A 26420-nucleotide genomic window follows, 5' to 3' on the forward strand; every position below is an offset into this window, starting at 1 on the left:
GACCGGCGGCCCGCCCCGGAAATATTACAAGGCCACCCCCTTGGGTGAGACCTTTCTCCGGGAGCTGAAAAAAACCTGGGATGAACTGGTGGTTGCCGTTGGGAAAGCCACCTCCCCATAATAGGGAATTTCATTCAAGCAGAAACAAATTTTTCATACATTTAACAGGAAGAAAACAAAATTGCCAAACAAAAAATAAACACTCAACCATGAAAAAAACATTAACAGTCAACATAAGCGGCATTGTTTTTCATATTGATGAAGACGCGTATGAAAAGCTCAACCAATACCTTGCCAGTGTCCGCCGCCACTTCACACCCGATGACGGCTGCGATGAGATCATGGCCGATATTGAAAGCCGGATTGCCGAAACCCTGCAGGAAAAAATCAGTGACAGCAAGCAGGTGGTCAGCCTTCAGGATGTACAGGCCGTGATCAGCCAGCTGGGTGAGCCTGACCAGATCGGTGGCGAAGAGGAACCCGCCACCGAAGAAGCGGGCAAAAGGATCCGTACCGAGAAAACCCAGCGCCGCCTTTACCGCGACCCTGAAAATGCCATCCTGGGTGGTGTGGCAGGGGGCTTGGGCGCCTACTTCCAGGTGGATGTCACCTGGATCAGGGTAGCCTTTGTGCTTTTCACTTTTGTTTATGGGTTCGGGCCCTTGCTTTACCTTATCCTCTGGATCGTTGTCCCCAAAGCACGTTCCACCGCTGAGAAGCTGGAGATGCGGGGCGAAAAAGTAACCATCTCCAACATCGAAAGGACCATTCGCGAGGAGCTGGGCGATGTAAAGAAGAATCTGCAGGATTTTTCGGAGGAGGCGCAAGACACCTTCAAAAAAAAAAGTGATTTCGCGTATCAGGACAGCCCTCGAAGAAATTTTGCAACGTTTGCAGGCAATTTTTTCCGGGTTTTTTTCAAAGTCGTCGGCATCCTGATCGGGCTATTCCTGATGTTCTTGGGGGTTTTCCTCCTCGTGGGATTTGCCTCTGCCCTTTTGGGCGGACCTGTGCTGATCGACTCGGATTTCGGGGTACAGCTTTTCTCCTTCCCGGCCCTGGCCGAGATCTTCTTTAACAACAGGACCCTGATCAATCTGGCCATCATCGGCATTATCCTCACCCTGGGGATTCCGCTACTGGCCATGGTATATGCCGGTGCCAGGCTCATCTTCGGCTTCGATGCCAGGATCCGCTACTTCGGTTTTGTGACCTTTATGCTTTGGGTAGCCGGGCTGGGCATTTGCCTTTTCATTTTCCTCAGCGGGGCCCGTAACTTCTCAAGCCAGCGCTCGTTCACCCAGGAAGTGAGCATACCTGTTCCTGAAGCCGGACGGCTGATCCTGGATGTGGATGAACAGAAGATCCGCGACCTTGGTATCAGTCCCGACAGGAACCTCAAGTCAGGAAGCTGGGACCTTCTCTGGATGACAGAGACCGGCCAGCGCAATGGTATCCCCCGCCTGCGTATCATTACTACGACCTCTGATGAGATCAGGCTGATCATTACCAAGGAATCACGGGGGTTAAGTCCTTCAGTGGCCATGGATAATGCCGAAAGCATCTCTTATGGTTTTTCCCAGGAAGACAGCGAATTGATCTTTGACCCCTTTTTCACCTTTGATAAATCGGATGGCTGGAGGGCCCAACGTGTGCTTATCGAGTTGTATGTCCCTGAAAACATCCCGGTGGAAGTGACCGATGGATTGCGTAAAGCACTGGATTTGCGCAGGTATATGCGCCACGAAGTTTCAGGGAAAGAAGAATCTTCTCCTGTGCAACAACTGACGATGAACTTTTGCCTGCCAGGCGATGCAAGCCTGCTGCGGAACGCTTTCCTGCCTGATTTTGTCAGCAAATCGGTTTATACCCTTTGAGTCCCGGTATTTTGTCTTTGCCCGGCAAATTTTCAACCTTATTTTTTAACTTTGTGTAGCCCTTGCCAGGGCTACACTGCTTTTTATTCCTGAACATTCGATCCATCCCCTTGTTATTTAAGCATTATGGCTGCAAAAAAGAAGGAACAACCCGAAGCATTTGTCAATGAAGTGTTGAACGATTATCGCATTGCAAATGAGAGCCGTCAGGCCAGCTTGCTGGGCCGGCGCGAAGTGCTGACCGGCAAGGCTAAATTTGGCATCTTTGGCGATGGCAAGGAGGTGCCCCAACTGGCGATGGCCAAGGCGTTCAAGGATGGCGACTGGCGCAGCGGCTATTACCGCGACCAGACCTTTATGCTGGCCACAGGCATGATGAGCCTTGAGACCTTCTTCAGCCAGCTCTATGGCGACACCGACCTCTCGGCCAACCCCGATAACGGGGGCCGCATGATGAACAACCACTTCGCCTCGCGCAGCCTTGATGCCGAAGGCAACTGGAAAGACCTTACCAAACAAAAGAACTCCTCGGCCGACATCTCGCCTACCGCTGGCCAGATGCCCCGATTACTGGGACTGGCCCAGGCATCGAAAATCTATCGGAATGAGTCAGGATTAAAAGATTTCAAAAAATTCAGCAACAAGGGCAATGAGGTGGCTTTTGGTACCATTGGCGATGCCAGCACCAGTGAAGGCCATTTCTGGGAAACGATAAACGCCGCCGCCGTGCTGCAAGTGCCCCTGGCGATGTCGGTATGGGACGATGGTTTTGGCATCAGCGTGCCCAAGGAATTTCAGACCGCGAAAAGCAGCATCTCCGAGGCCCTCAGCGGGATGGAGATCAAAAAGAAAGGAGAAAGGGGCATCCATATCTTCCGTGAAAAAGCATGGAACTATGAAGGCCTGATCAAAACCTACGAGGAAGGCGTTGCCCTTTCCCGCAAGGAACATGTGCCCGTACTTTTTCACATCACCGAAGTGACCCAGCCCCAGGGACATTCGACCTCGGGCTCACACGAACGCTACAAGAGCAAGGAGCGCCTCGAATGGGAAAAGGAATACGACTGTATCCGGCAAATGCGATTGTGGATACTCGAAAAAGGTATTGCCAATGAGGAACAACTCAATGAGATAGAAAAGCAGGCAGTGGCCCGTGTGAAGGAAGCCCGCAAGAATGCCTGGGATAACTTCCAGAAGCCCATCCTGCTAATGCGAAAGGATTTCATTGAACTGGTGAACATTGCCAATTGCAACTGCCGTAAATCGGAAAAGATCGATACGCTGATCCAGGAGCTCAGCCGGATCGGCGAGCCCATCCGAAAGGACATCATCTCAACGGCCAAAAAAATCCTTCGTCTTATTTGCCACAACTGTGCAAGCGAAAAGTCGCTGAAACACCAGGTGATGCTTTGGCTGGATCAGGCCGTTAACGATAATATTGACCGCTACGGCTCGCACCTCTACAGCGAAACTGGGCTTTCGCCCCTGAAGGTCAAGGAAGTGCCCCCCGAATATGCCGATGACGCCCCTATGGTCAACGGCCGCGAAATCCTGGTGGCCAATTTCGATTCCATATTTGCGCATTATCCTGAATCGCTCATCTTTGGTGAGGACGTGGGCAACATCGGGGGCGTGAACCAGACCCTGGAAGGCCTGCAGAAGAAATACGGCGAGCTGCGCATTGCCGACACCGGCATCCGCGAGGCCACCATCATCGGGCAGGGATTGGGCATGGCGATGCGGGGATTGAGGCCCATTGCCGAGATACAGTATTTCGACTACCTGCTCTATGGATTGCAGGTCCTCAGCGATGATCTGGCCACCCTGCGCTACCGAACGGTGGGAGGCCAAAAAGCTCCGCTGATCATCAGTACCCGCGGCCACCGCCTCGAGGGTATCTGGCATTCGGGCAGCCCCATGAGTATGGTGGTCAATGCCGTACGGGGCATTAACGTACTGGTGCCCAGAGATATGACCCGTGCGGCAGGCTTCTACAACACCCTGATGCAGTGCGACGACCCGGGCATTGTCATCGAACCCCTGAACGGCTACCGCCTGAAGGAAAAACTGCCTGCAAACATCGGGGATTTTACCCTGCCACTGGGCAAGCCTGAGATCCTCAATGAAGGCACCGATGTCACGCTGGTCACCTATGGCTCCTGCGTGCGCATCGCCGAGGATGCCATCGAGCAGCTAAAAGATTACGACATCTCGGTCGAGCTGGTCGATGTACAGTCGATGGTGCCCTTCGACATTCACCACAGCATTGTGGAGTCGCTGAAAAAGACCAACAAGATCATCTTCTTCGATGAGGATCTGCCGGGTGGCGCCACAGCCTATATGATGCAGAAAGTACTGGAAGAGCAGGGCGGATACCTTTACCTCGACGCTGAGCCGGGCACCATCACAGCCCGCGAACACCGTGCAGCCTACAGCACCGACGGCGACTACTTCTCAAACCCCAATGCCGAGGACGTATTCGAAAAGATCTACAACATGATGAACGAATACAATCCCGAAAAATACCCCCAGATCTTCTAGGCGGAAAAATAAAAAGAGATCCGCTCTTAAGCCTTTGCGAACCTTTGTAAAACCTTTGTGGGGCTTTGTGAAACAACAGATTTCTGTTTCACAAAGCCCCGCAAAGCAGTTTCAAAACCCACAAAGAAGGATAAAAACCCAACGGCCAAATTCCTTTCTCTCTTCAGTCACTTAAGTCTCTTTACTCACTTAAGTCTCTAAATTCAGCTGAAGCCAGGCCGCCATAACAAAGTTGTCTATCTTCTTCTTACTTCTTTCTTTTTACTTTCTACTTCTTACTGCCTGCTGAATACTGCCTACTGCCTAGTAATTCTCCCCCCACTCCTCAAAATAGGCCTGCGGGTGCTGGCAGGTGGGGCAGTTCTTCAGGGCCTTTTCGCCTTCGTAAATATAGCCACACTTGCGGCAGTACCACTTGGTCTTTTCGGGGCGCTGAAACACGGTGCCATCCTTAACCCTGCTGAGCAGCTTCAGGTAACGCTCCTCGTGGTTCTTCTCGGCCGCAGCAATCAGTTTAAAGGTGGTGGCAATGCGTTTGAAGCCTTCTTCCTCGGCAATGCGCGCAAATTCAGGATACAGCATCGACCACTCTTCATTTTCGCCTTCTGCAGCGTGCAGCAGGTTCTCCTCGGTGGTGGATACGATGCCTGCAGGATAGCTGGCGGTGATCTCTACCATGCCCCCTTCCAGGTAACTGTAGAACATCTTGGCGTGCTGGCGTTCCTGATCGGCAGTCTCCATAAAAAAGCCTGCGATCTGCTCATAGCCTTCTTGCTTGGCAACCTTGGCATACATCTCATAGCGGCGGGCGGCCTGCGACTCGCCGGCAAACGATTTCAAAAGATTCCTCTCGGTTTGGGTTCCCTTAATGCTTTTTGTTTCCATAATATCTTAATTTACAGTTCATTATTTAGTTTTATAAAAGACGTTGAATATCAGCCCTGGAAGGGCAAGGCAAAAATAATGGAATTTAGGGCCTTATGGGCAGGTGAAAAGACGAAGAGACGCTATTTATAAACAGATTAAATAAGGATTAAGTTTGGGGTTCAAGGTTCAAGGTTTGTCCATTGTCCATGCCTGAACAACGTTGACCGTTTGGGGGGAATCAAAAAAATTAAGCCAGAAATTGCAGGAAAACAATAAAAATTTGGCCTATTTTTCCATTGGGTTGGTTCGCCCTCCCCAGGCTAAAGCCAGGGGTTACAAAAATCGCCACCAGATTTAAGGTTTCTGGCATTTCTGTTCTATTTCAATCCCAAAGCAAGGGAAAGGCCTTGCTGATACTGAGAAAGACCAGGAAATGCCCCGGGGCAATGACGAAATGGCCCTGGAAGGGTTGAAACGGGGAAAGCCCGGGGATTTGCAAAAAGAATTGGTGGATTATTTTCCGAGGATCATCGCATCCTGGAAATTGATGCACTGACTTTGGGGCCGGCCGGCCCACCAGCCGGGGTGGAACTGCAACTGCTGCAGGCCGGCATCGCTGAACAATTGGCCCAGATATTCAATGCGGTAGGCGATGTTGGCGTCCTTCACGCGGGGGTTGTGCAAGAAGTAATGGCCGTAGCGGTGCGTGAAGAAAGGCCTGGCCGATGCATCGAGGTGCTGCTCCGATTCGGGGGTGATGACAAAAAAGGTGGCGAAGCAGCGCCCGCCGGGCTTCATCACCCTGCCTATCTCGCGCAGGTAATGGGCCACATCGCCGGGCTGCATATGGGTAAAGACCGAGGTGAGGATGACCAGGTCGAACTCGTCATCCCCGTAAGGGAAGCGGAATGCCGAGGCTTTCTGGTTGGTGGAGAGGTTGTAAAGGTCGTTTTGCAGGGGGGTAAAAAGGAAACGGAAGTTGGGGTGGCTGGCATAATGTTTGTTGCACCATTCAATGCCTTCCTCCACGATGTCGAAGCCTTCGTAGCTGCCTTTTTCGCTGAGGAAGCCTGCCAGGGGCCGTGCGATGCGTCCTATTCCGCAGCCCACATCGAGCACGCGGTGGTGGGCTTGCAGCCCGCAGAGGTCGATGAAGTGTTTCAGCAGGCTATCGCCGATCTTCACGAAGTCGCCTTGCCCCACGAAGATCTTCCCGCGCGGTGGCACCAGTTGCAGCCGCCGTTTCAGCGCTTTTTCCACAAGGTCGATGGGGAAAAAGAAGGCCCTGCGGAATACCCGTCTTTGTTTGGGCCCCAGCCAGTAATAGAATGTCCTGAACGTCCGGTTCATTGCGGTCCCTTTACTGTCACTTCCTGAAAAGGGTTTGCACGCGGTCGGGACCGGTGGAAACGATTTCGATGGGTACCCTGACGAAATCTTCGATCAGCTTCAGGTAGTCCTTCAGGGCTGATGGCAATTCGCCGATGCTGCTGAATGGTGCCAGGTCGCGATGCCAGCCTTTGAAGTCCTGCAGGATGGGCCTGAGTTTTTCGGGTTCGAAGGAGGAGGGCAAAAAATCGACCTTCTGCCCGTCGTAGTCATAGCCCACACAGACTTTGAACTGCTGAAACTCGTTGAGGACATCCACTTTGGTCATGATGAGTTTGGTCACGCCGTTGAGCATCACCGAATATTTCAGGGCGGGCAGGTCGAGCCAGCCGCAGCGCCTGGGCCTCCCGGTAGTGGAGCCGAACTCATTGCCTGTTTTGCGCAGTTGATCGCCATCGGCATCAAAAAGCTCGGTGGGGAAAGGGCCGCTGCCCACGCGTGTGCAATAGGCCTTGAAGATGCCATAGACCTCGCCTATCCGGGAGGGGGCCAGGCCCAGCCCGGTGCAGGCGCCGGCGGCAATGGTGTTGCTGGAAGTCACGAAGGGATAGGAGCCAAAATCGATGTCGAGCAAGGTGCCCTGGGCGCCTTCGGCCAGCACCCTGACGCCCTGGTCGAGCGCCTGGTTGATGTAAACCTCGCTCTCGACCAGCTGCAGGCCTTGGATGCGTTTCAGGCCTTCAAACCAAAGCTTTTCGTATTCATCAAAGGGCAAGCCTTCGATTTGGAAATCTTCTTTTGCATAGCCCAGTCCTTTCACCAGCCTCAGGTGGGCTTTCCTGAGTTCCTGGTACTGTGTTTCAAAACCTGCGCACAACGAATCGCCCAGTCGCAGGCCGCTGCGGGCGATCTTATCGGTATAGGCGGGGCCAATCCCCTTAAGGGTGCTGCCGATCTTTTGCTTGCCGCGGGATGCTTCGTTGGCGGCATCGCACAGGCGGTGACTGGGCGTAATCAGGTGGGCACGGGCCGAGATCAGCAGGCTTTCCCTGAGCTGCTCCTGGCTGATGTCCAAGTGGTCGAGTTCTTCGCTGAAGATATATGGGTCGATCACCACCCCGCTGCCGATGAGGTTCTTGCTGGCGGGATGAAAGATGCCCGAAGGGATAGTATGCAGGACGTATTTGCGGTTTTCGAACTCCAGTGTATGTCCGGCATTGGGACCGCCCTGGAAACGGGCGATGAGCTGATATCCTGGGGTGAGCACATCCACGATCTTGCCCTTGCCTTCGTCGCCCCATTGCAATCCAAGCAGCACGTCTGCCTTGTTGGCCTGCTTCATTAGCTATTGCTTAAATTTTCGACATAAAAAAAGCGGCTGTTACACCGGCTTTATTGACAGGCCAAATTTAAGCTATTTTAAGGATAGCGCAAATTCTTTTGACCTATATCGTGAAAGATAGTGGGAAAGAATGGCCTAGTTTTCCTTTAGCTTGCGGCATTCGTTGCAGAGCCCGTATAAAACAAAGGAACGATGGGTAACCTTAAAATTCATGAGATCCTGAACAGAGTTTTGGATCTCCATGAGACGCGGGTCACAAAACTCAAGCACCTTGCCACATTCGGTACATATGGCGTGATCGTGTTGCTTGTATTTGAAAGACTTCTCAAACTGGGCAACATTTTTCCCGAACTGATGCTTGATGACCAGGTTGCAGTGCTGAAGCAGTTCAATGGTGTTATATAAAGTGGCACGGCTCACCCGGTACTTATTGTTCTTCATTTTAATGTAAAGCGACTCCACATCAAAATGGCCATCGGTGAGGTATATCTCACGTAAAATGGTAAAACGCTCGGGGGTCTTGCGGTGACCGTGAGCCGTCAGATAAGAGGAAAAAATGTTCTTTACCGCTTCGTAAACCTCCTGATCTGCCTTCGATTCCTTCATCTCTGCATTGTTTTATATTCCGCAGGCTGCAAAAGGGATTGATGGAAAAACCCGTATAACAGCAACCAGCACTATGCTGCAACTTTCTGAAAGGCTGGTTGGCTCAAAGATATGAAAAAAAATTATTATTTGAAATCTTTATAAATAATTAAGCTATTACTTGTTTATCAATCATTTACAAGCTTAGGAAATTTTTCCAATACGTGAAACAGACTGGACTCCTTTCAGTTTCTTCAGTTTATTGATCAGGTTGTTCAGGTGCTGGGTATCATGGATGTAAAGCATTACCGTTCCCTCAAAGGTACCGGCATTGGTGTCAATATTAATACTCCGGATGTTGATGTTGTATTCGCTCGAAATGGTGTTGGTCAGGTTGCGCAGCAGCCCAATCTCGTCGATGCCCTTGATTCGAATCCCCGAAAGGAAGGCAATGTTCTTGTTGGTGATCCATTTGGCCTTCACGATACGGTAGGCATACTTCGACATGAGCTGCACGGCGTTGGGGCAGTTGTTGCGGTGTATCTTGATGCCTTCGTTGATAGTTACAAATCCAAACACATCATCGCCGGGGATGGGGTTACAACAGGGCGAAAGGGTATAGTTGAGGTTTTCGAGGTTATCGCCGATGAGCAGGGTATCGGGTTTGCTCTTCAGTTGCTGGCGAATGGGATCGGCCTCAGGGATTTTCTCGGGGGCAGAAGCCTCGCGTGAGCGGCCAAAGGGGTTTTTAAGGTAACTCAGGATGCCCCCTTTTTCCTGATCCGAATGGTAAGCCTTGAGTTCCTTTTGGCCGATCTTCCCGATAGCCACCTCGAAATACAGGTCGAGGGGGGAAGCCAGCTTAAAGTATTCAACCAGTTTCTGGATATTGGCAGGGTTGAAATCGATCTTGAACTGCCTGAGCTTCCGTTCCAGAATCTCCTTCCCATCCTCCGCCTGTTTTTTACGTTCTTCCTTCAGGGCAGCCTTGATCTTCCCTTTGGCACGAGCAGTGGTAACATAATTCAGCCAGTCTGTCTTGGGGGTTTGTTTGGCTGAAGTGATGATCTCCACCTGATCACCGCTTTTCAAAACGTTGCTCAGGGGAACCAGTTTATGGTTCACCTTGGCACCCAGGCAGTGGTTGCCTATTTCCGAGTGGATGCTGTAGGCAAAGTCAAGCGCGGTACTACCCAATGGGAGGGTACGTAGCTCACCCTTGGGGGTAAACACAATGATCTCGTCAGAGAAGAGGTTGAGTTTGAAGTCGTCGATAAAATCTAGGGCATCGGATTCAGCTGTTTTGAGTATCTCGCGGATGCGCCGCAGCCATTTATCGATACCGCTTTCCCCGGTCTTTGACTCCTTGTATTTCCAGTGGGCTGCATAACCTTTCTCGGCAATTTCATCCATGCGCTGAGAACGAATCTGAACCTCCACCCATTTCCCTGACTTACTCATCACGGTGGTATGTAATGATTCATAGCCATTGGCCTTGGGCGTAGAGATCCAGTCGCGCAGCCGGTCGGGATTGGGCCGGTAAATATCAGTCACAATGGAATAAACCTTCCAGCAATCGGCCTTTTCCCGCTGCTCGGGGGTGTCAACAATGACACGGATGGCGAAGATGTCATACACCTCCTCAAAAGGCACTTCTTTTTTCTGCATCTTGCCCCATATCGAACTGATCGATTTGGTCCGCGCAAGGATAGTAAAATTAAAACCCTCCTTTTGCAAGGCTTTCTTTATGGGGAGGGTGAACGAATGGATGAAGCGGTTACGTTCTTCTTCAGAGTCCACCAGCTTTTGGGAAATTGTACTGAAGATTTCCGGCTCGGTATATTTCAGCGCCAGGTCTTCCAGTTCGCTTTTGATGGCGTGGAAACCCAGACGGTGCGCCAGGGGAGCAAAAAGATAAAGGGTTTCGTTGGCAATCTTCAGTTGCTTCTTGGGAGGCAGCGAATCAAGCGTCCGCATGTTGTGCAGGCGGTCAGCCAGCTTGATCAGGATTACCCTTACGTCATCAGAAAGCGTCAGCAGCATTTTGCGGAAGTTCTCTGCCTGCACTGAAGTGGTCTGGTCAAAAATATCGGAAATCTTTGTCAAACCGTCAATGATGCGTGCCACCTCTTCACCGAAGTGCTCCTTGATGTCGGTCAGGGTGTAATCCGTATCTTCCACCACATCATGCAGGAGCGAACAGATCACGCTGGTGGTGCCCAGTCCGATCTCTTCCACCACGATCTGTCCAACGGCAATGGGATGATATATGTAGGGCTCGCCACTCTTCCTTCTATGGTTCTTATGGGCCTCCACGGCAAAATCAAAGGCCAGCCGCATCCGCTCCCGGTCTTCCTTGCTGGTGGTGGGCCTGCAGGAGGAGATGAGCTTGCGGTAACGCTTCAGTATCTCCGCGCGTTCCTGATCATAAGTGGTTTCCTGCATATCCCTGGCTTTCATTCGAATTTGCTTCCTAATTACAAAGATACGTCAAATACAGGGGGCTGCCCAATGACCCGGGCATTTTTACCCGCCAAGACTTTTCTTTTTTTATGATTTTTTCTGCAAAGGTTTCTTACCCATTTGCTCTTTGAACAACATGCTTACTATGCCATCCGAAAGACCGATCTTGGGGACAAATACATAATCTACTTCAAGATATTTCATAATGAAGTGAAAGATCTGACCAGCAGGAATGATTACATCGGCACGGTCGGGACGCAAACCCAGCAGGGCAATGCGGTCCTCCACCGGATACTCGCCAAGGTGTTCCAGCGCCTGTTCAAGTGATTCAATGGAAAGTACCTTCCGGTTGGTGTCCCCGTATAACTTGTTGATTTTGTTGATATTCCCGCCTGAACCTACCAGCAGCAAAGGTTCATCCTGCCCTTTAAAACGCGTGAGCCAGTCCTGCATTTTATTCCATTCCGAAGGTTTCACCATCTCATTGAGCATTCTCACCGTACCAATCTTGAAGGAGTTGGAATCAACAATGCGGTGTTGATCCATGATGGATATCTCTGTACTCCCTCCGCCTACGTCAATATACATGGCCTTGCTGAACCTTCCATCAAAACTCAGGTTGGTCACCGTGCTTACAATGCGTGCCTCCTCCAGACCGTCGATTACTTCAATGTCAATAGCCGCTTCTTTGCGGATCCTCTTCACCAGTGCATCCTTGTTTTCTGCCTCACGCATGGCTGCCGTTGCACAGGCCCGGTATGCAACCGGTTGCACCACATCGATCAGCAACTTAAAGGCCTTCATGGTCTTAACAAGGCCATCGGCCTTATCTCCCGAGATCTTTCCCTTTTTGAAAACCTGTTCCCCAAGACGAAGCGGAATACGCACCAGTGAAGCTTTCTCGACAATAATCTCACCCTTCAGTTCAAATACATTCGAAAAAAAGAGACGGACGGCATTTGAGCCGATATCTATGGCAGCTAGCAGCATAAACTTATTCCTGACATAAAAGATTCTTAAAATACTGGTAAATGGCTTCCTGGCTTCGGATCGGGGGTTCATCCACTTCAGGCAGGCGGTATTTATTCTGTTGTTTCCCTTCTATTATACGAGCCTTGGCATTATCCTTCCATTGCAGTTCAAGCATGGTGCGGAGCTCCCTTTGAATATTCTGATCAAGGATAGGGCAGCCCACTTCTATACGATAGTCGAGGTTGCGGGTCATCATATCGGCTGAAGAGATGTAATAGCGTTCGTCGCCTTCGTTATGGAAAATAAACACCCGCGAATGCTCCAGGAAACGATCCACAATGCTTATCACTTCAATGTTCTCACTCAAGCCGGGCTTACCGGGTACCAGCACACAGATGCCCCGAACGATCAGCCTGCATTTCACTCCCGCTTTACTGGCCACATAAAGCCTTTTCACGATCGCTTCATCTACCAGTGAGTTGAGCTTCATGAAAATGGCAGCGGGTTTTCCGGCGCGGGCATTCTTAATCTCCCGGTCAATTTGCTGGACAATAAACTTCCGTGTGCGAAAGGGCGAAACGATCAGGTGGCGGAAATTTACCGGGGCATACCAGGTTTTCTCAAACAGGCTGAATACCCGGTCCACCTCTTCCGTGATGTGCGGATCACAGGTCAGCAGGCTGTCATCTCCATATATCTGGGCCGTTTCCTCGTTCAGGTTTCCTGTACCTACATGGGCATACAAAACATTCTTCTTACCTTCCTTGCGGCGGATCAGGATCAGCTTACTGTGTACCTTCAGGCCCTGCACCCCGTGGATGATCTCCACCCCTTCCTCCTGCATCTTCTCCGACCAGTAAATATTTGCCTTCTCATCAAAGCGGGCCTGCAGCTCCAGGAATACCGTCACCTTTTTCCCATTTCGTGCCGCATTGATCAGCGCATTGATTACCTTCGAATTGGTGGCCACACGGTAAAGGGTAACCTTGATAGATTTCACAGTGGGGTCGATGGAAGCTTCCCGCAGCAGCTCAACAATATAATGGAACGACTGGTAAGGGAAATGCAGCATGATGTCTTTCTCGCGCATGGCCCCAAGCATGCTTTTCGTCTCACGAAGCAAAGGATGCGGGAGGGGCACCATCGGCGGGTGTTCCAGCGATGCAGGCCCTACATTGGGGAAGTTCATAAAATCCTTAAAGTTATGATAGCGCCCCTCGTGATGCATATTGTCTTTCTCAGAGATCTTCAACCGATCAGTTAGCAGCTTTAACAGGCTTTTTGGCATCGCTTCATCATAGATGAAACGCACGGGTCTCCCCTGCTTCCGCTGTTTCAGGCTGTCGGTCATACGCTCCATAAAACTCTTCGAAACATCATTGTCAATGTCCAGCTCTGCATCGCGCGTAAGTTTAATGGAATAGGCATCAAAGCGGTCATAATCAAAGATGGAAAACATGGAGGCCAGGTTGAAACGAATCACGTCATCAAGCAGGATGATGTATTGATTTTCACCGGCATGGGGAAGGATCACAAAGCGCGAAAGGCTGGTTGCCGGCACCCGGATCAGCGCCGAATCATCCTTAAGGCTTTTATCCGATTTTTGCAAATGCACCACAAGGTATATTGCCCGGTCGCGCAGAAACGATGAACGCTTAAAGTTCTTGATCATCACCGGGAAAAGGTTCGGGCGAACGTGTTCCTGAAAAAAATCCCTGATAAATTGACCCTGTTCGGGACTTAGCTCCTTTTCATTGATCAGGTAAATCTGTTGTTCCTCCATTTGCTGCAACAGCCTCCTGTAAATGGTATTGAATTGTGCCTGCTGTTTCAGCTCAATTTCATTGATCTTCTTAAGTATTCTGCCCGGATTATAGGGTAGGTCATCAGCCATCTCCTCACTGAAGTCCTGCAGCCTTCTAAGCGTGGCCACCCGCACCCGGTAAAACTCATCCAGGTTGTTTGAGTAGATACCCAGGAAACGCAGGCGCTCAATAAGCGGCACCCGCTCATCTGCAGCTTCCTGCAGCACCCGCTCATTGAATGAAAGCCAGCTCAGTTCACGATTTATCATCAGGGTCTTTTTCATTATCCATTCTCCTTGCCAACCACATTTCTCACCCACATAACCTTCACCATTATGCTGCCACAAACCTCAAATAATGGTTTTCAACAAATAAAAGCTGTCAACCAAGTGGAAAAACAATCAGAGCATCCTGGGAAATACAATAAAATTCAGCTGCTTTTTCGACAACAGGATCCGGGTCCAGTCATCCGTAAAAAAAGTGATGCTTACCACCGCTGAAGTGGGCAGGTCATCCGCCAGTCGTGCCTGCAGCATCTGCGCAAAACCTGTCATCACTGGATTGTGTCCTACCAGCATTACGCTTTCGGTCTCATCCGGTAGTGAAAATACCAGATCCAGCAGATTATCCTCTGTGCCCAGGTAAATTTCCCGCTCCTGCCTGATCTTTTCTGCGGAAACTCCCAGGCCTTCAGCCAGCAAGCGTGCCGTTTCCAAAGCACGTACCGCATCACTTGAAATAATCATTTCCGGCTTTACCCCCTTAGCCAACAAAAATGCCACAACTTTCTTTGTTCTCTCAATCCCCGCTTCCAGCAGTGGACGCTCGTGGTCCTTCTGCCCCGGGTGTTGCCAGGACGACTTGCCATGACGCACAAGGTAAATCGTTTTCATAAAGATCTTTTTTTCCAGTCTAATTTCCTCTCCAACCACCAGCAAGATTTCCCCAATCAAATATGCATCATTATTTCAACATTTGCAAGAAAAAGTTCGACCAATACCCTTTTTCCGAAGGATAAACAGAAAAACCGCCTCAAAAGCCCTCCTGAGAAAATTCCTGATTCTAATTGATACCCTATTAAACTATTGGTTACCTGTTAAAAGATATCCCACAAAAAAGGTACCAAAGACACAAGAAATTACATCAGAAAACAAGGGCTTTCAGGGCAGTTCTTTTTCTGTTTTCAGGCTTCCTTTAGTAAGCAAACAGCGGGAAACCTTCCATCAGTTTATGCACTTTTTTCTTCACGCTTTCGATCACTTCCTGGTTGTCGATGTTTGAAATCACCTCATCGATCAGGTCCACGACCTGCACGGCGTGCTCCTCTTTCAGGCCGCGTGTAGTGATAGCAGGTGTGCCGATGCGGATGCCCGAAGTGGCAAAGGGGGAACGGCTGTCGAATGGCACCATATTCTTGTTGATGGTGATATCGGCCAGCACCAGCGTATTTTCCACTTTCTTACCGGAAATATCAGGGAACTTCGACCTGAGGTCAATCAGCATCAGGTGGTTATCTGTTCCGCCTGAGGTCACGTGATAGGCCTTTTCAATGAACGCCTTGGCCATGGCCTGGGCGTTCTTCATCACCTGGATCCCATATTCCCTGAAGGAAGGGTCAAGGGCTTCACCAAAGGCCACTGCCTTGGCAGCTATGATATGCTCCAGCGGGCCGCCCTGGGTACCGGGAAATACCGCGCTGTCGATCACAGCCGACATCATCTTGATCTCGCCCTTGGGAGTCTTAATGCCCCATGGATTCTCAAAGTCTTTACCTATCAGGATCAGACCGCCGCGGGGACCACGAAGGGTCTTATGGGTGGTGGTGGTGATGATGTGGCAGTGCGGCAGCGGGTCGGTAAGCAGTTTGGCTGCTATAAGGCCTGCTGGGTGTGCAATGTCGGCCATTAGGATGGCGCCAATTTTATCTGCGATCTCACGAATACGCTTATAATCCCAGTCACGCGGATAAGCTGATGCACCGGCAATGATCATCTTAGGCTTCTCTTTCAGGGCAATGCGCTCCATCTCATCGTAGTCGATGGTCCCCGTATCTTCTTTCACCTTGTATGCCACCGGATTATAAATGATCCCTGAAAGGTTGACTGGTGAGCCGTGTGACAGGTGACCGCCGTGACTCAGGTCCAGACCCATAAAGGTGTCGCCCGGCTGCAGGCAGGCCAGGAAAACGGCTGCATTGGCCTGGGCGCCACTGTGCGGCTGCACGTTGGCATACTCCGCACCGAAAAGTTCCTTCGCACGATCAATGGCAAGCTGCTCGGTCTGGTCCACAATCTGGCATCCCCCGTAATAACGTCGGCCGGGATAGCCTTCCGCATACTTGTTGGTCAACACGCTGCCCATGGCGCGCATCACCTGCTCGCTGACAAAGTTCTCCGAGGCGATCAGCTCCACCCCGTGCTTCTGACGCTGGTATTCCTGTTCAATCAGGTCAAAAATCTGACGGTCTTTCTCCATGATATTTATGATTTTATTTATGAGGTTGAAATTTAATGTTTTAAATAAAACCCAAAATTAATCAATTTTCAACAATCGCCTTTGATGGCCGAACTGACTAAAAATGCTATTTTTACCCGAAATTTTCTTTTCCACCAAAATAACAACATATTTAAAACATGAAACGATCGTATTTTGTTCTCCTTCTGTTCATCCTTCTTCCCGGCCTTCTGATGGCTTCCGAAAAAGTGGTGGTCTCCCGGTGGCTCTCAACGGGAACCCTGCCCCTGCGGTACCCTGCTTTCCACCAGCCGCAGAACGTGGAAGGCAAAGCTTTCTCAAACACCGACCTCCTGTCGTTCAACCATCTGGACCTCAACGATTACTTCCCCGAAGAGGGCCTGCCCCTCTCCTGGTTCAACGGGCAACAGATTGAATGGCAGGCTGTCATGGCCGATGAGAACGGTTTCCTTACCCTGCACGATGGAAGTGAAACCCAACAGCCGCAGGTGCTTTATCTGGCAGCTTACCTAAAAGCCGACCGCTGGATAAGCGCCCAGCTCGAGATCCGCTCCAACTATATGCTGGAGGCTTATCTTGATGGGGAGCGCATCGGCAATAAAACCACCGTTGAAAAGGAAGAAGACACCACAGGCAAGGTTACCAAAGCCCTGAAGCTGACCCGCGGCACCCACCTGCTGCTCGTCAAGGCGCTGAAACCGGCCGATGCTGGCCTCCCATGGAAGCTCACTGCCCAGCTTGAGATTAAGGAGCCCTTTAAGGTCAGTGACCTCAATCCGGTGCTCAGTCCCATCAACATCAAGAACATCAACCACTTAATGGACGGGGTGAAGATCAGCAGTGTGAAGCCCTCCAACGACGGCCGTTATTATGCCATCAGCTATCGTCAATCGCTGCCCCCCAGCGACCAGAGCGAGTCTTGGACAGATATCAGGAGGATGGCTGACAACACCCTGGCCCTTTCCTTCAAACATTCCAGAGCCTCCCGTTTCACATGGCTGCCCGGCGGCAGCATCCTGAGCTATGTCAGCAGCCGCAACGGCAAATCTACCATCCACTTACATAACCTAGAGACCGGCGAAATCAAAACCCTCCTGGAGGATGAAGAAAAGATGGGCAGCTTCCGCTGGGCTCCCGATGGATCTTACATCATCTATACCATCCGTGAAGACGGCTCAGGAAACGATGCCACGATGCGGCGCGTGCTGGGGATGCAGGACCGACAGGGCAGCTGGAGAAACCGCAACTTTCTTTATAAGTACGATGTGGCCACAGGCCTGAAGACACGCCTCACTTATGGCAATGTAAGCACCAGCCTCCAGGATATTAGCCCCGATGGACAAAAACTCCTCATCAGCCTCTCCAGACCTGACTATCAGGAGCGTCCCTATACCAAATCTGATCTCTTGCTGCTCGACCTGAATACCCTGGCAGTCGACACCTTGATGACCAACCAGCGCTGGGGCGCCTCAGCCACCTTCTCCCCTGACGGAAAGATGCTCCTGGCCACGGGAGGACCTTCTGCATTTGAGGGCGCCGGTGAAAACATTCCACAGGGCACCATCCCCAATAACTACGACACCCAGGCCTATATTTACGACCTGACAAACCGTAGCGTAAAATGCATCACCCTTGATTTCAACCCCTCTGTTTCTTCTGTTTTCTGGCATCCTATCGACAACAACATTTTCCTGCTGACCACCGACAAAGACTACCAGCGCCTCTACCGTTATGACGTTCGCCGCGAACGATTCAGCCCGATCAACACAGGTGTCGATATGGTCACCAGCATAGACTTTGCCGACAATAGCCTGACAGCCAATTTCCTGGGCTCCCAAACCAACGCGCCGGCAAAGGCCTACTCCATCGACCTGCGCAACGACCGCGTGCAGGTTATTGAAGACACGGAGAGCCAAAATTACCGTCACGTTCAATTAGGCGAAGTGAAAAATTGGGACTTCACCACATCCACCGATTTCAACATCACCGGGCGCTACTACCTTCCGCCTGATTTTGATCCCGAAAAGAAATACCCTGTCATCGTGTATTATTACGGAGGCACTACTCCTGTAGGCCGAACCTTCGGAGGGCGCTACCCCTTCAACCTATGGGCAGGCAATGGTTATGTGGTCTATGTGCTTCAACCCAGCGGGGCCATCGGCTTTGGGCAGGAGTTCTCGGCAGCCCACGTCAACAACTGGGGCATCACCGTGGCCGATGAGATCATCGAGGCCACCAAAGGATTTTTGCAGGCCCACCCCTTCACCGATGCATCCCACGTAGGCTGTGCCGGCGCTTCCTATGGCGGCTTTATGACGATGCTGCTGATGACCCGCACCGACCTCTTCACCGCCTCCATCGCCCATGCAGGCATCAGTTCCATCGCCAGCTACTGGGGCGAGGGCTACTGGGGTTACTCCTACAGCGCCGAAGCCACCGCCGAAAGTTTCCCCTGGAACAGCCCCGAGATCTATGTCGATCAAAGCCCACTGTTCCGCGCCAACAAGGTCAATACCCCAATACTGCTCCTCCACGGCGACAGCGACACCAATGTTCCTCCGGGCGAAAGCATACAGTTCTTCACCGCCCTAAAGATGCTTGGCAAACCCGTGGAAATGATCCTGGTTAAAGGCCAGGACCACCACATCGTCACCTACAGCAAACGCATCGAATGGCACAACACCATCATGGCCTGGTGGGATAAATACCTTAAAGACCAGCCCGAGTGGTGGAATGACCTTTACCCCGAGAAGAACTATTGATTTCTTTGAAAAAGGGACGCTTTAAAGAAAGGGCTGCAAGAAGGAGAAACGATCTTGCAGCCTTTTTTTTGAACAATTGAAAGTTTACTGAAGCAGGGTCAGGCCATTCACTGAGTACCCTTAGCATTAAATAAACTTTTAATTCTTTTTTAATAACTTTTTCAGTAGAGACCTCCCGCTGTAACTGTCAAAGAAACGGCCTAATCCCCTGCCCATCAGGATGAAATCTGACACGTCCTCCTCTTTGATCTCAAGGCCCTTTTCTTGCTTCAAGTCGGCATATTTCGCCAAATCCTTGCTCATGGAATACCAGAACAGAATGTTTGCCCCTAGCATGAATCCAATGTAACGGATGTCATGGAATAAGATCCAGTACCAGCCAATCATAAGCACGTACCATCCGTAGCGAAGGACCAGAACGCTTCCTGACAAGTATCCCAGGACCATGGCGGCAGCATTGGCAATAAAAATGCCATACCAATTGATGATCAGCATAGCCCCGATCATGGGCGATTCTCCCCGACCTCCCTTAAAGCCATGATACACCGGGAAGATATGACCGAGCACACCCATCAGGGCAGCAGCCAGGAAATAGGGCTCTTCCGGAAACCAGTACATAACCAGGAAAGTCGGAAGGCCAACCTTTATCATGTCAAGCAGAGAGGTCAGGCATCCAAAATGCTTGCCCAGGTTTTGAGAAATAACCGTGGCAGAAATGGAATCTGACTCAAAGATTCGGTTGGTCCCGGGAATGGGCTGGCTGATGGGTGCGATCTTTTTCGATCTTGTTTTTAGAACGGTGATGATCCTGGCAAAGGACAGGGAGCCTGCCAGATATCCAAAAAGCAGTGAAAACAACACGATGGTCCACGGAGCACTAAAAATCTCTTTCATGATTTTTCCTGAATGATTAAACTTCCGTTATTACAATCCAGTTTTACAAAGGTCCCGTCTTCCAGATTACAGGCATGATCCACCGAGGTCATAGCCGGGATCCCTAGTTCGCGGGCAATGATGGAAACATGCGACAGGATACCGCCCGATTCTGATACGATGGCCCCGGCTTTGGTCAGTATCGGTGTCCAGCCAACATCAGAGAAAGGAATAACCAGAACACAGCCATCCGTGGCTTTATGAAAATCACGGTATCCTTTGATTACCAACACTTCACCCTCGAAATACCCCGGTGAAACAGGAATGCCTGTCATAAGCTGCTCATTCGATTTCGGAACCAGGGGAGGTATCTCGCCATAAATGACCGAAGGCAGGGTAATGTTTTCGGCCTCCTTCATATCCTGCCGGACCTTCAACACCTTGTCCTTAATGTTTTGATTAATGGTCGAATTTTTCTGGTCCAGCAACAATTCAAGCTCCTTTAAGTCCAGGTAGAAAACATCCTCCCGATTGTCAAGGATGCCCTGGGCGGTAAGGTGGTCAGCCGCTTTCAGGAATAATGTCCTGAAAAGCCCATACCCCCTGGTGTATTCTGAGCTGATGATCTCCCGGTACAAACGGTATCTCCCGGCCCTCCTGCATTTTTTTAAAACACTTTTGTTTTTCCTGATGGGAGCTAATGGATCAATATCTTCTGCATCAACATTTGCCTTTAGCCTATCCACGCTCGCATTTCGGATAAGGACATTCAGGACAAACTCCTTATCCTCTTTCCAGGGTGGAACAGACAGATCATTCCCGCTCTCACTGAAATGCCCAAAAGTCCTGATAAATTCATTAAAGGCAGGTTCAAAAGCACTTCCATTCTTTTCCTCCTGACCATAAAATAAGCTTTTTGCGATCTCTTCTCTCTCTTCATCGTTCAGAGTCTCCCACATCTGACGAAGCTCTCCCAAACGATACTGGGGGTTGAAGTCCCTTATCTGAGGAAATTCGTGATAAATAAAATCATCGGAATAATCGATGCAGATTTTCTTGAGTTTCTTCATGAAGATGCCGCTGGTGATATGCATTAGCAATGGAATCACAATATTGAAATGAACCAGCTTGCTGTTCACCTTAAATAATTCTTGGTAATAAGCCCTGAATTGCGAAACTTCAAAATTGTTTTCCAGGCGGTTTTCCAGGTCTTCTGTTTCTAAGCTTAGCCTGTCAATATTTCTTTCAAACCTTTTTGCAATATTCAGATTGGACAAAAGGAACCATAGCATCCGGGGGACCAACAGAAATGTTCTCGGGCTTGGCTTGAAGGAGGTTTTCCTTGAAGGGTCCTTTCTGGCCATCATGTTTTCGAGACTGCTGGTGGAAAGTCCCATCTTCGCGAACAGGGCTCCTAGGGTTCCCATGTTAAAATAGGTCCTGTAATAAAACGCCTTGCTTAATTGTTCGGGTTTAATCCGTATCGGGCCGATCACACTCTCAAGAAGGTTTATCCATGCTCCGTTGACCAAAGGGATATTCACTGACCATACCAGGGGCTTAATTAAGCCAGGCAACATTTCCCTTGACATATGATTTGAATAAACCGTCGGGAACCTGGAAACCGTCACACTCCTGAGCTGTAAATAAATCAATCCATCCCTGTCATAAGCCCACTCCAGGTCAATTTTTCGATTTCCTTTTTTATTAAGTTTTCCAATATCCCCAATGAGCTCATTCAGTATGGCAAAATCCGGGCCACCCTCTTCTCCTGAGTTTTCCCAGTTTCCTTGCGCATAAACAAAGCGATATGGACTCTTCCCGTCCTGAACCAGGCTGTCGCCCAAGCCCTTGACTGCTTCAACAACCACTTCTCTTCGTCCGTTGACCGGGTTGATACTGAAAGCTACACCCGACCATTCAGGCTCGACCATCTCCTGGATGATCACAGCCATCGAAATCCGCTCATCCACCTTATGGACTGCGCGGGCATAAGCCGACTCAGCTGACTGGTCGGCAGAAAACCATACTTCCCTGACAGCGTCCATTATTCTTTCGGGACCTTGAACATTTAAAAGGGTCTTGAATTGCCCGGCAAAGGAATGATCCTCCTGATCTTCCAGGTTAGCCGAAGACCGAATGGCATACAACTTACAGGGATCAAGGATGGCTTCTATGCTGATTTTCAGACGCTCAAGGGTCTTATCAGGAGAAACCTGGAAGGCATCCCTTGCATCCGGCAATACCACAAAGGTCTTGGGAACCCTGAACTTTTTCCTCTGCAGGGCCTGTATCGACCTGGCCTTATTGCCTATTTCAGCCTTTCCTGGAACTTTATTTATATCAACCAAAAAATGATTCATAAACCAGGCTTAGAGGGCTCATTGAAATTGTTTATGGTCTATTTTTTCCTTGATAGCCCTTATTACTGTTGGATGGTTATTCCACGCTCCCATATTGATGACTTCCACCCCTTCCGGAAAAGGATATTCCATGACGAGGCGGGGAATATCAACCTGGCTATGGATGGCATCGGCAGATATGGCAGCCGCAAAGTAAAAAACCTTCTTTACCCCATTATTTACAAATGACTCCATCAATTCAACCGGTTTGGGGTTTTTAAAGTCCATCCATGCCAGGCCCATGTTTTCGCGTTTAAATCCTTCCCCTTCAAACAGCGCCATGATGTCTTCCCTGAACTTTATTTCCTGGTTGGTTTCCGTGGGCCATTCCTGATCCCATTCATCTGGCTGGCCATGACCAATCAGGGCAATGGCAACCTCTTCCCTTTGGGTATCTCCGATTTGTGCCTCCACCTTTTCCAGGAAACTCTCCATGAGCAATTCAGAATTCCACATGGGCTCGGTAAATGCCAGCTCAACCCCGAATTTATTTTTAACATCCAGCTTATGGATCATCTCCTGTCCTTCTGCCGTATGATTGGAAACCGTTAAAAAAACGGTGGCGACCGTGATGGTATCCGCCCCCTCGTTCAATGCCCTGATAACGGCTGCATCCGGTCGGGGTTCATCATCCAGGAAACATAGGTAAAACCGGGTGGTGGAATCCCCTTCCTCCCGGTAAAGTTTTTCAAGGCTGTGAAGCATCTCCATATGGGTTTTCCGGTGATTGCTGGTCCCAACCTCCAGGTATTTATTCCTTAAAACATAAATAAAAACTGGCCTGGCCATAAAGGGAACAAACTTGATCTGCTGTTCATCCATTTCCCTGAACTGATTGATCCACCCAATGGGATTATAGGTCTCTGGCTCTCCGTGCGTAAAATATACAATGGCATTATGTCCTTCCCCGGGGGTTCCGGCCTCCCTGCTTATCTCAGGAACAAACCGGTAATCCTCCTGGTTGAGAAAATGACGGGCATTGACAGAATAGCCGATGAAAAACATGGCCACCGCAACCAGGATGACCAGGCGTCTCTGCCGGGTCGCCTTTATCCCCCAGATGGCCATTACAAGGAATGCCAGCAAAATCAGGCATACCAGCAGGAAGAGTGACATCTTTAAGGGATGGGCGGTTAAAAAACCGATCAGAAACCAGCCGGTATAAAATGAAAAGACAATGGACAGCAAGGAAAGGGTAAGATTTTTCATGGCACCAAAGGAATTTGTTTAACTTACTGCCCTGCAATTTCTAAAGGAAACAGCAGGCTTGAACTCAATGGGCTAAATTTATTCTTTGCTCCACCTGGATGAGCTTTGACACATCATACCCCCTAAGGGTCAGTTTCTCAAGTAAGTCGTCATATATGGCATCCTCCATCTGAGGGGTACGGGATAATATCCACAAATATTTATCAGAGCTGCTGCCCACAGCGGCCCAACGGTAATCTTCATCCAGTTCCAGCACAAAATAATCGCCGTAAAAAAAGGCGAAGAAGGATACTTTTAGTTTGGCTGGCACATCCGGATCAGGGATATAGGCCTTCCCGACCGCTTCCGATCTTCTTCCATCCAGGCTGCGCCTGTAGCCCGCATTAACCACCTTAATTTTTCCGTCTTCGCGCCAGGAATAGCTTGCCGTCACCCCCATAAGCCCACGCTCAAACCGGTGGTCATACCTGGCTATTTCATACCAGGTCCCAAGATACCTTTCAATATCCAGGGTCTTGACTGTGGTCAAATCAACGGAAGGGCTCTGCCCCTTGCACGAAAACAACATCATAAACAGGATCAGGAATAATGACTTGTCCCTTAGCATACCAAATTTCTTCTAAAGATACGGCAAGAATTGAAAAAATAATTAATTAAAGAAAAAAAACCGGTTTTTGTGTGCGTAATTGGGCTCCCGGTTAAACAGAATACAGGTATCGTCTAAGTTTGTAAATAAGAAAAATATAATCCCCCAGAAAAATCTTCTGCTCCAAAAAGAAACAATAACCATTTTCAAATTTCTATCAATTTATTTTCATTGGTTTAATTTAAAAAGAAAATACACAAAAACCAGCAGCCCAGCTATTAAACCCAAAATCCCAATCAGAATATTTCTATTTCTTCTGTTTTTCTGAATGTTGAGCGTATGTTGTGTAAGTGTGTCTTCATTGATTTCATCCAGGCTCATTTCCAGCTGTTTAATATGGAAGTTGTGGTGTTTTAACTGAACCAACAAACCCAGCACAAAGCTCAGGACAATAATTCCACCCAGGACCAAAAAATCCTCTGTATCCAAAGGGCGAATACCATTGTATCGGTAATAAAAAAAATACATCATTCCGCTAATCACGACTAATGAATTTGAGAATGCACTTACAATCAATGCCTTTACGTGATATTTATAATAGTAACTTATTTTCGTTTCCAGAATAGTCTTCATATCTCCCCTTACACCATCAACGCCCGGGATTTTTTTAATGCACAAGTATTGAAAAACAATACCCAAAAGGGTAATGGCCATCAGGGCGATGTTTATCCATATTACAAGGATTTTACCAGCGAAAAGGAAATACAATCCTGCAAAAGATGCAATCAATAAACTTTTCAGGAAAATATCGGTTTTCAGGCCAGACAAAAAAAGCCGGTTAATGCTCTTTGAACTGGATTTCAAATACCTCTGAATATCTTCCTGTGAAAGTTTTATTTCATTCAAAGCCTGCTCGTTTATCCAGGCTGATTTATATTGTTCCAAATCCATGTCTTTCATCTTACTGAAGTTTTTTGATTATAGCGGCAAGCCTGGCCTTGATCCTTACCAGTTTTACACTGACATTCTTCACGGAAATACCCGTTATATCAGCAATCTCCTGATAACTTGCCTCTTCAAGCCATAGCAGGACAATGGCTTTCTCCACCTTGTTAAGCTGTGATATGGCCTTGTACAGGATCTTTACCTCTTCCGACAAAAACAAGTTATGCTCCGTTTCATTCACAACAATGGGATGTTTCTCAATTTCAACAAACTGCTTCCGGTTTTTTGTCAGCCCGATGGCCGTATTCAACGCTACGCGGTACATCCAGGTGGAGAACGAAGACTCGTGGTTAAAAGAAGGGTATGACTTCCAGAGTTGAAGCACAATTTCCTGGCTCAGGTCTTCCTTGTCTTCCCGGCCATTTGAAAATATCAGGCTGATCTTTTGGATGATGCCCTGATGCTTCTGGATCTTTCCCAGGAATTGGTTTTCTGTTTCTTTGCTTTGCTGAGCCAAATCTTCAAGTTTTAAATAAATTTAGCATAAAAATAAAACACTGCTAATAAAACAACACCTAAGGCACAGAAAAAAAGCAAGACCTTTTCCATGATTGGATTTCTTGCTGAAGCCACTTCCCCTTGAAATTTCTTTTCCAGGATGATCCCCAGGGGGATCCCAAGTCCTCCTGCGAGGGGACCCACCAGGGCAATCAGGTCGGTAAATAAAAAAATAACCACTGATACAGCAAACCCTATTGCCAAACCCGTAAGAATTCCTGCACCTTTGAAAATTTCTGACTTTTCTTTCTTTGTTGTTTCCATCTCCTGGTAATTTTGCTGTTGACATTTTCTTGGTTAGTATTCATTTTCCAAAAAAAACTACATGAATAGGCCCATTTTTTTAAAACCTGAATTTTACCTTTTTCCTCAACGCCCAGTTAGATCTTGAAAAATCCTTTTGCACGCCTTCTGTAACTTTCAAGCAATCAATGGTTTAATACGAAAAACGTTTTGGAAAAGAGATCTGCCCAGCAGCCTTTGCCTCCACCGATAATCAAAGACCTCCGTTCAACATAAAGTAAGGTTAACTTTCATTCAAGATCTTTATCTTAAATTTTTAATTCTTCATTTATATTTTTCCATTCTTCATTCAACCATGCTCGTACCATCCTCGTATTTGCCCCGTGGCGGGTTCGTAAGTGGCCTTGCCGAACAAGACCTTGGTAGGTCGCTGAAGCAGGTTTGGGATGGATTCACCGCTCTTTCGGACTTCATTAGGGTTATGACTTCAACCGTATCATAAACGGGTCATAAACGTTTTAAAACGTCTATGACCCGTTTATGATACGGTTTAAATTAAAAGTCGAAACATCGCTGAGAAGAATCA

At 49.0% G+C, this 26420-nt stretch carries 19 protein-coding genes; 3 read left to right on the forward strand and 16 right to left on the reverse strand.

What is annotated here, in order from left to right; all coding sequences use genetic code 11:
- The first annotated feature begins 209 nt into the window (after positions 1-209).
- Both V2I46_00315 and V2I46_00320 read left to right on the forward strand, forming a co-directional pair.
- Complete coding sequence (locus tag V2I46_00315; GenBank protein ID MEE4175928.1) at positions 210-1877, forward strand: PspC domain-containing protein; 1668 nt, start codon at positions 210-212, stop codon at positions 1875-1877.
- Positions 1878-2003: 126 nt separating this feature from the next.
- On the forward strand, positions 2004-4418 hold the full coding sequence (locus tag V2I46_00320) for a thiamine pyrophosphate-dependent enzyme (GenBank protein ID MEE4175929.1): 2415 nt from the start codon (positions 2004-2006) through the stop codon (positions 4416-4418).
- Positions 4419-4721: 303 nt separating this feature from the next.
- On the opposite strand, the gene V2I46_00325 is transcribed toward V2I46_00320, so the two are convergent.
- The 9 genes from V2I46_00325 to glyA all read right to left on the reverse strand — a co-directional run bounded on the left by V2I46_00325 (position 4722) and on the right by glyA (position 16256).
- The gene (locus tag V2I46_00325) at positions 4722-5303 is read right to left on the reverse strand and encodes a rubrerythrin family protein (GenBank protein ID MEE4175930.1); all 582 of its coding nucleotides are present in this window, start codon (positions 5301-5303) and stop codon (positions 4722-4724) included.
- Positions 5304-5798: 495 nt separating this feature from the next.
- Positions 5799-6635, reverse strand: coding sequence for a class I SAM-dependent methyltransferase (locus tag V2I46_00330; GenBank protein ID MEE4175931.1), 837 nt, complete (start codon positions 6633-6635; stop codon positions 5799-5801).
- A gap of 16 nt (positions 6636-6651) precedes the next feature.
- Positions 6652-7956, reverse strand: coding sequence for an adenylosuccinate synthase (locus tag V2I46_00335; GenBank protein MEE4175932.1), 1305 nt, complete (start codon positions 7954-7956; stop codon positions 6652-6654).
- Between the two features lie 135 nt (positions 7957-8091).
- Positions 8092-8562, reverse strand: a complete 471-nt coding sequence (locus tag V2I46_00340) for a transcriptional repressor (protein ID MEE4175933.1) — start codon at positions 8560-8562, stop codon at positions 8092-8094.
- Positions 8563-8745: 183 nt separating this feature from the next.
- Entirely contained in the window at positions 8746-11001 is a 2256-nt protein-coding gene (locus tag V2I46_00345; protein MEE4175934.1) for a bifunctional (p)ppGpp synthetase/guanosine-3',5'-bis(diphosphate) 3'-pyrophosphohydrolase, read from the reverse strand.
- Positions 11002-11091: 90 nt separating this feature from the next.
- Complete coding sequence (locus V2I46_00350) at positions 11092-12066, reverse strand: Ppx/GppA family phosphatase (GenBank protein ID MEE4175935.1); 975 nt, start codon at positions 12064-12066, stop codon at positions 11092-11094.
- Positions 11999-14065 (reverse strand): polyphosphate kinase 1, encoded by a 2067-nt coding sequence (gene ppk1 / locus V2I46_00355; protein MEE4175936.1) that lies wholly within the window; start codon positions 14063-14065, stop codon positions 11999-12001. The genes V2I46_00350 and ppk1 overlap by 68 nt, the downstream gene beginning before the upstream one ends.
- Positions 14066-14182: 117 nt before the next feature.
- Entirely contained in the window at positions 14183-14674 is a 492-nt protein-coding gene (locus V2I46_00360) for a histidine phosphatase family protein (GenBank protein MEE4175937.1), read from the reverse strand.
- Positions 14675-14975: 301 nt separating this feature from the next.
- Complete coding sequence (gene glyA / locus V2I46_00365) at positions 14976-16256, reverse strand: serine hydroxymethyltransferase (protein MEE4175938.1); 1281 nt, start codon at positions 16254-16256, stop codon at positions 14976-14978.
- A gap of 158 nt (positions 16257-16414) precedes the next feature.
- Between glyA and V2I46_00370 the strand changes: the two genes are divergently transcribed.
- Positions 16415-19018, forward strand: a complete 2604-nt coding sequence (locus tag V2I46_00370; GenBank protein ID MEE4175939.1) for a S9 family peptidase — start codon at positions 16415-16417, stop codon at positions 19016-19018.
- A 138-nt stretch (positions 19019-19156) separates the two neighbouring features.
- Here V2I46_00370 and V2I46_00375 read toward each other — a convergent pair whose 3' ends face one another.
- The 7 genes from V2I46_00375 to V2I46_00405 form a co-directional block, all read right to left on the reverse strand.
- Positions 19157-19912: a glycerol-3-phosphate acyltransferase gene (locus tag V2I46_00375; protein MEE4175940.1), complete on the reverse strand. Its 756-nt coding sequence runs from the start codon at positions 19910-19912 to the stop codon at positions 19157-19159.
- Positions 19909-22254, reverse strand: coding sequence for a PEP/pyruvate-binding domain-containing protein (locus tag V2I46_00380; GenBank protein ID MEE4175941.1), 2346 nt, complete (start codon positions 22252-22254; stop codon positions 19909-19911). Before V2I46_00380 ends, V2I46_00375 begins: the two co-directional genes overlap by 4 nt.
- 18 nt (positions 22255-22272) lie before the next feature.
- On the reverse strand, positions 22273-23502 hold the full coding sequence (locus V2I46_00385; protein MEE4175942.1) for a ferrochelatase: 1230 nt from the start codon (positions 23500-23502) through the stop codon (positions 22273-22275).
- Positions 23503-23566: 64 nt separating this feature from the next.
- Positions 23567-24109 (reverse strand): lipocalin family protein, encoded by a 543-nt coding sequence (locus V2I46_00390; GenBank protein MEE4175943.1) that lies wholly within the window; start codon positions 24107-24109, stop codon positions 23567-23569.
- Between the two features lie 207 nt (positions 24110-24316).
- Entirely contained in the window at positions 24317-24802 is a 486-nt protein-coding gene (locus V2I46_00395; protein ID MEE4175944.1) for a hypothetical protein, read from the reverse strand.
- Between the two features lie 247 nt (positions 24803-25049).
- Positions 25050-25550, reverse strand: a complete 501-nt coding sequence (locus tag V2I46_00400) for a sigma-70 family RNA polymerase sigma factor (GenBank protein ID MEE4175945.1) — start codon at positions 25548-25550, stop codon at positions 25050-25052.
- An 11-nt stretch (positions 25551-25561) separates the two neighbouring features.
- Complete coding sequence (locus V2I46_00405) at positions 25562-25855, reverse strand: hypothetical protein (GenBank protein ID MEE4175946.1); 294 nt, start codon at positions 25853-25855, stop codon at positions 25562-25564.
- Positions 25856-26420: the final 565 nt, after the last annotated feature.

It is taken from the genome of Bacteroides sp. (assembly GCA_036351255.1).
Classification (GTDB): Bacteria; Bacteroidota; Bacteroidia; order Bacteroidales; family UBA7960; genus UBA7960.

What these genes read in the sequence shown, in the direction of transcription:
- V2I46_00375 (MEE4175940.1), bottom strand. Translation starts at nt 19,912, where the DNA reads ATGAAAGAGATTTTTAGTGCTCCGTGGACCATCGTGTTGTTTTCACTG.
- V2I46_00330 (MEE4175931.1), bottom strand. Translation starts at nt 6,635, where the DNA reads ATGAACCGGACGTTCAGGACATTCTATTACTGGCTGGGGCCCAAACAA.
- ppk1 (MEE4175936.1), bottom strand. Translation starts at nt 14,065, where the DNA reads ATGAAAAAGACCCTGATGATAAATCGTGAACTGAGCTGGCTTTCATTC.
- V2I46_00370 (MEE4175939.1), top strand. Translation starts at nt 16,415, where the DNA reads ATGAAACGATCGTATTTTGTTCTCCTTCTGTTCATCCTTCTTCCCGGC.
- V2I46_00390 (MEE4175943.1), bottom strand. Translation starts at nt 24,109, where the DNA reads ATGCTAAGGGACAAGTCATTATTCCTGATCCTGTTTATGATGTTGTTT.
- V2I46_00335 (MEE4175932.1), bottom strand. Translation starts at nt 7,956, where the DNA reads ATGAAGCAGGCCAACAAGGCAGACGTGCTGCTTGGATTGCAATGGGGC.
- V2I46_00395 (MEE4175944.1), bottom strand. Translation starts at nt 24,802, where the DNA reads ATGGCCATTACCCTTTTGGGTATTGTTTTTCAATACTTGTGCATTAAA.
- V2I46_00360 (MEE4175937.1), bottom strand. Translation starts at nt 14,674, where the DNA reads ATGAAAACGATTTACCTTGTGCGTCATGGCAAGTCGTCCTGGCAACAC.
- V2I46_00325 (MEE4175930.1), bottom strand. Translation starts at nt 5,303, where the DNA reads ATGGAAACAAAAAGCATTAAGGGAACCCAAACCGAGAGGAATCTTTTG.
- glyA (MEE4175938.1), bottom strand. Translation starts at nt 16,256, where the DNA reads ATGGAGAAAGACCGTCAGATTTTTGACCTGATTGAACAGGAATACCAG.
- V2I46_00405 (MEE4175946.1), bottom strand. Translation starts at nt 25,855, where the DNA reads ATGGAAACAACAAAGAAAGAAAAGTCAGAAATTTTCAAAGGTGCAGGA.
- V2I46_00340 (MEE4175933.1), bottom strand. Translation starts at nt 8,562, where the DNA reads ATGAAGGAATCGAAGGCAGATCAGGAGGTTTACGAAGCGGTAAAGAAC.
- V2I46_00315 (MEE4175928.1), top strand. Translation starts at nt 210, where the DNA reads ATGAAAAAAACATTAACAGTCAACATAAGCGGCATTGTTTTTCATATT.
- V2I46_00385 (MEE4175942.1), bottom strand. Translation starts at nt 23,502, where the DNA reads ATGAAAAATCTTACCCTTTCCTTGCTGTCCATTGTCTTTTCATTTTAT.
- V2I46_00350 (MEE4175935.1), bottom strand. Translation starts at nt 12,066, where the DNA reads ATGAACCCCCGATCCGAAGCCAGGAAGCCATTTACCAGTATTTTAAGA.
- V2I46_00320 (MEE4175929.1), top strand. Translation starts at nt 2,004, where the DNA reads ATGGCTGCAAAAAAGAAGGAACAACCCGAAGCATTTGTCAATGAAGTG.
- V2I46_00380 (MEE4175941.1), bottom strand. Translation starts at nt 22,254, where the DNA reads ATGAATCATTTTTTGGTTGATATAAATAAAGTTCCAGGAAAGGCTGAA.
- V2I46_00345 (MEE4175934.1), bottom strand. Translation starts at nt 11,001, where the DNA reads ATGAAAGCCAGGGATATGCAGGAAACCACTTATGATCAGGAACGCGCG.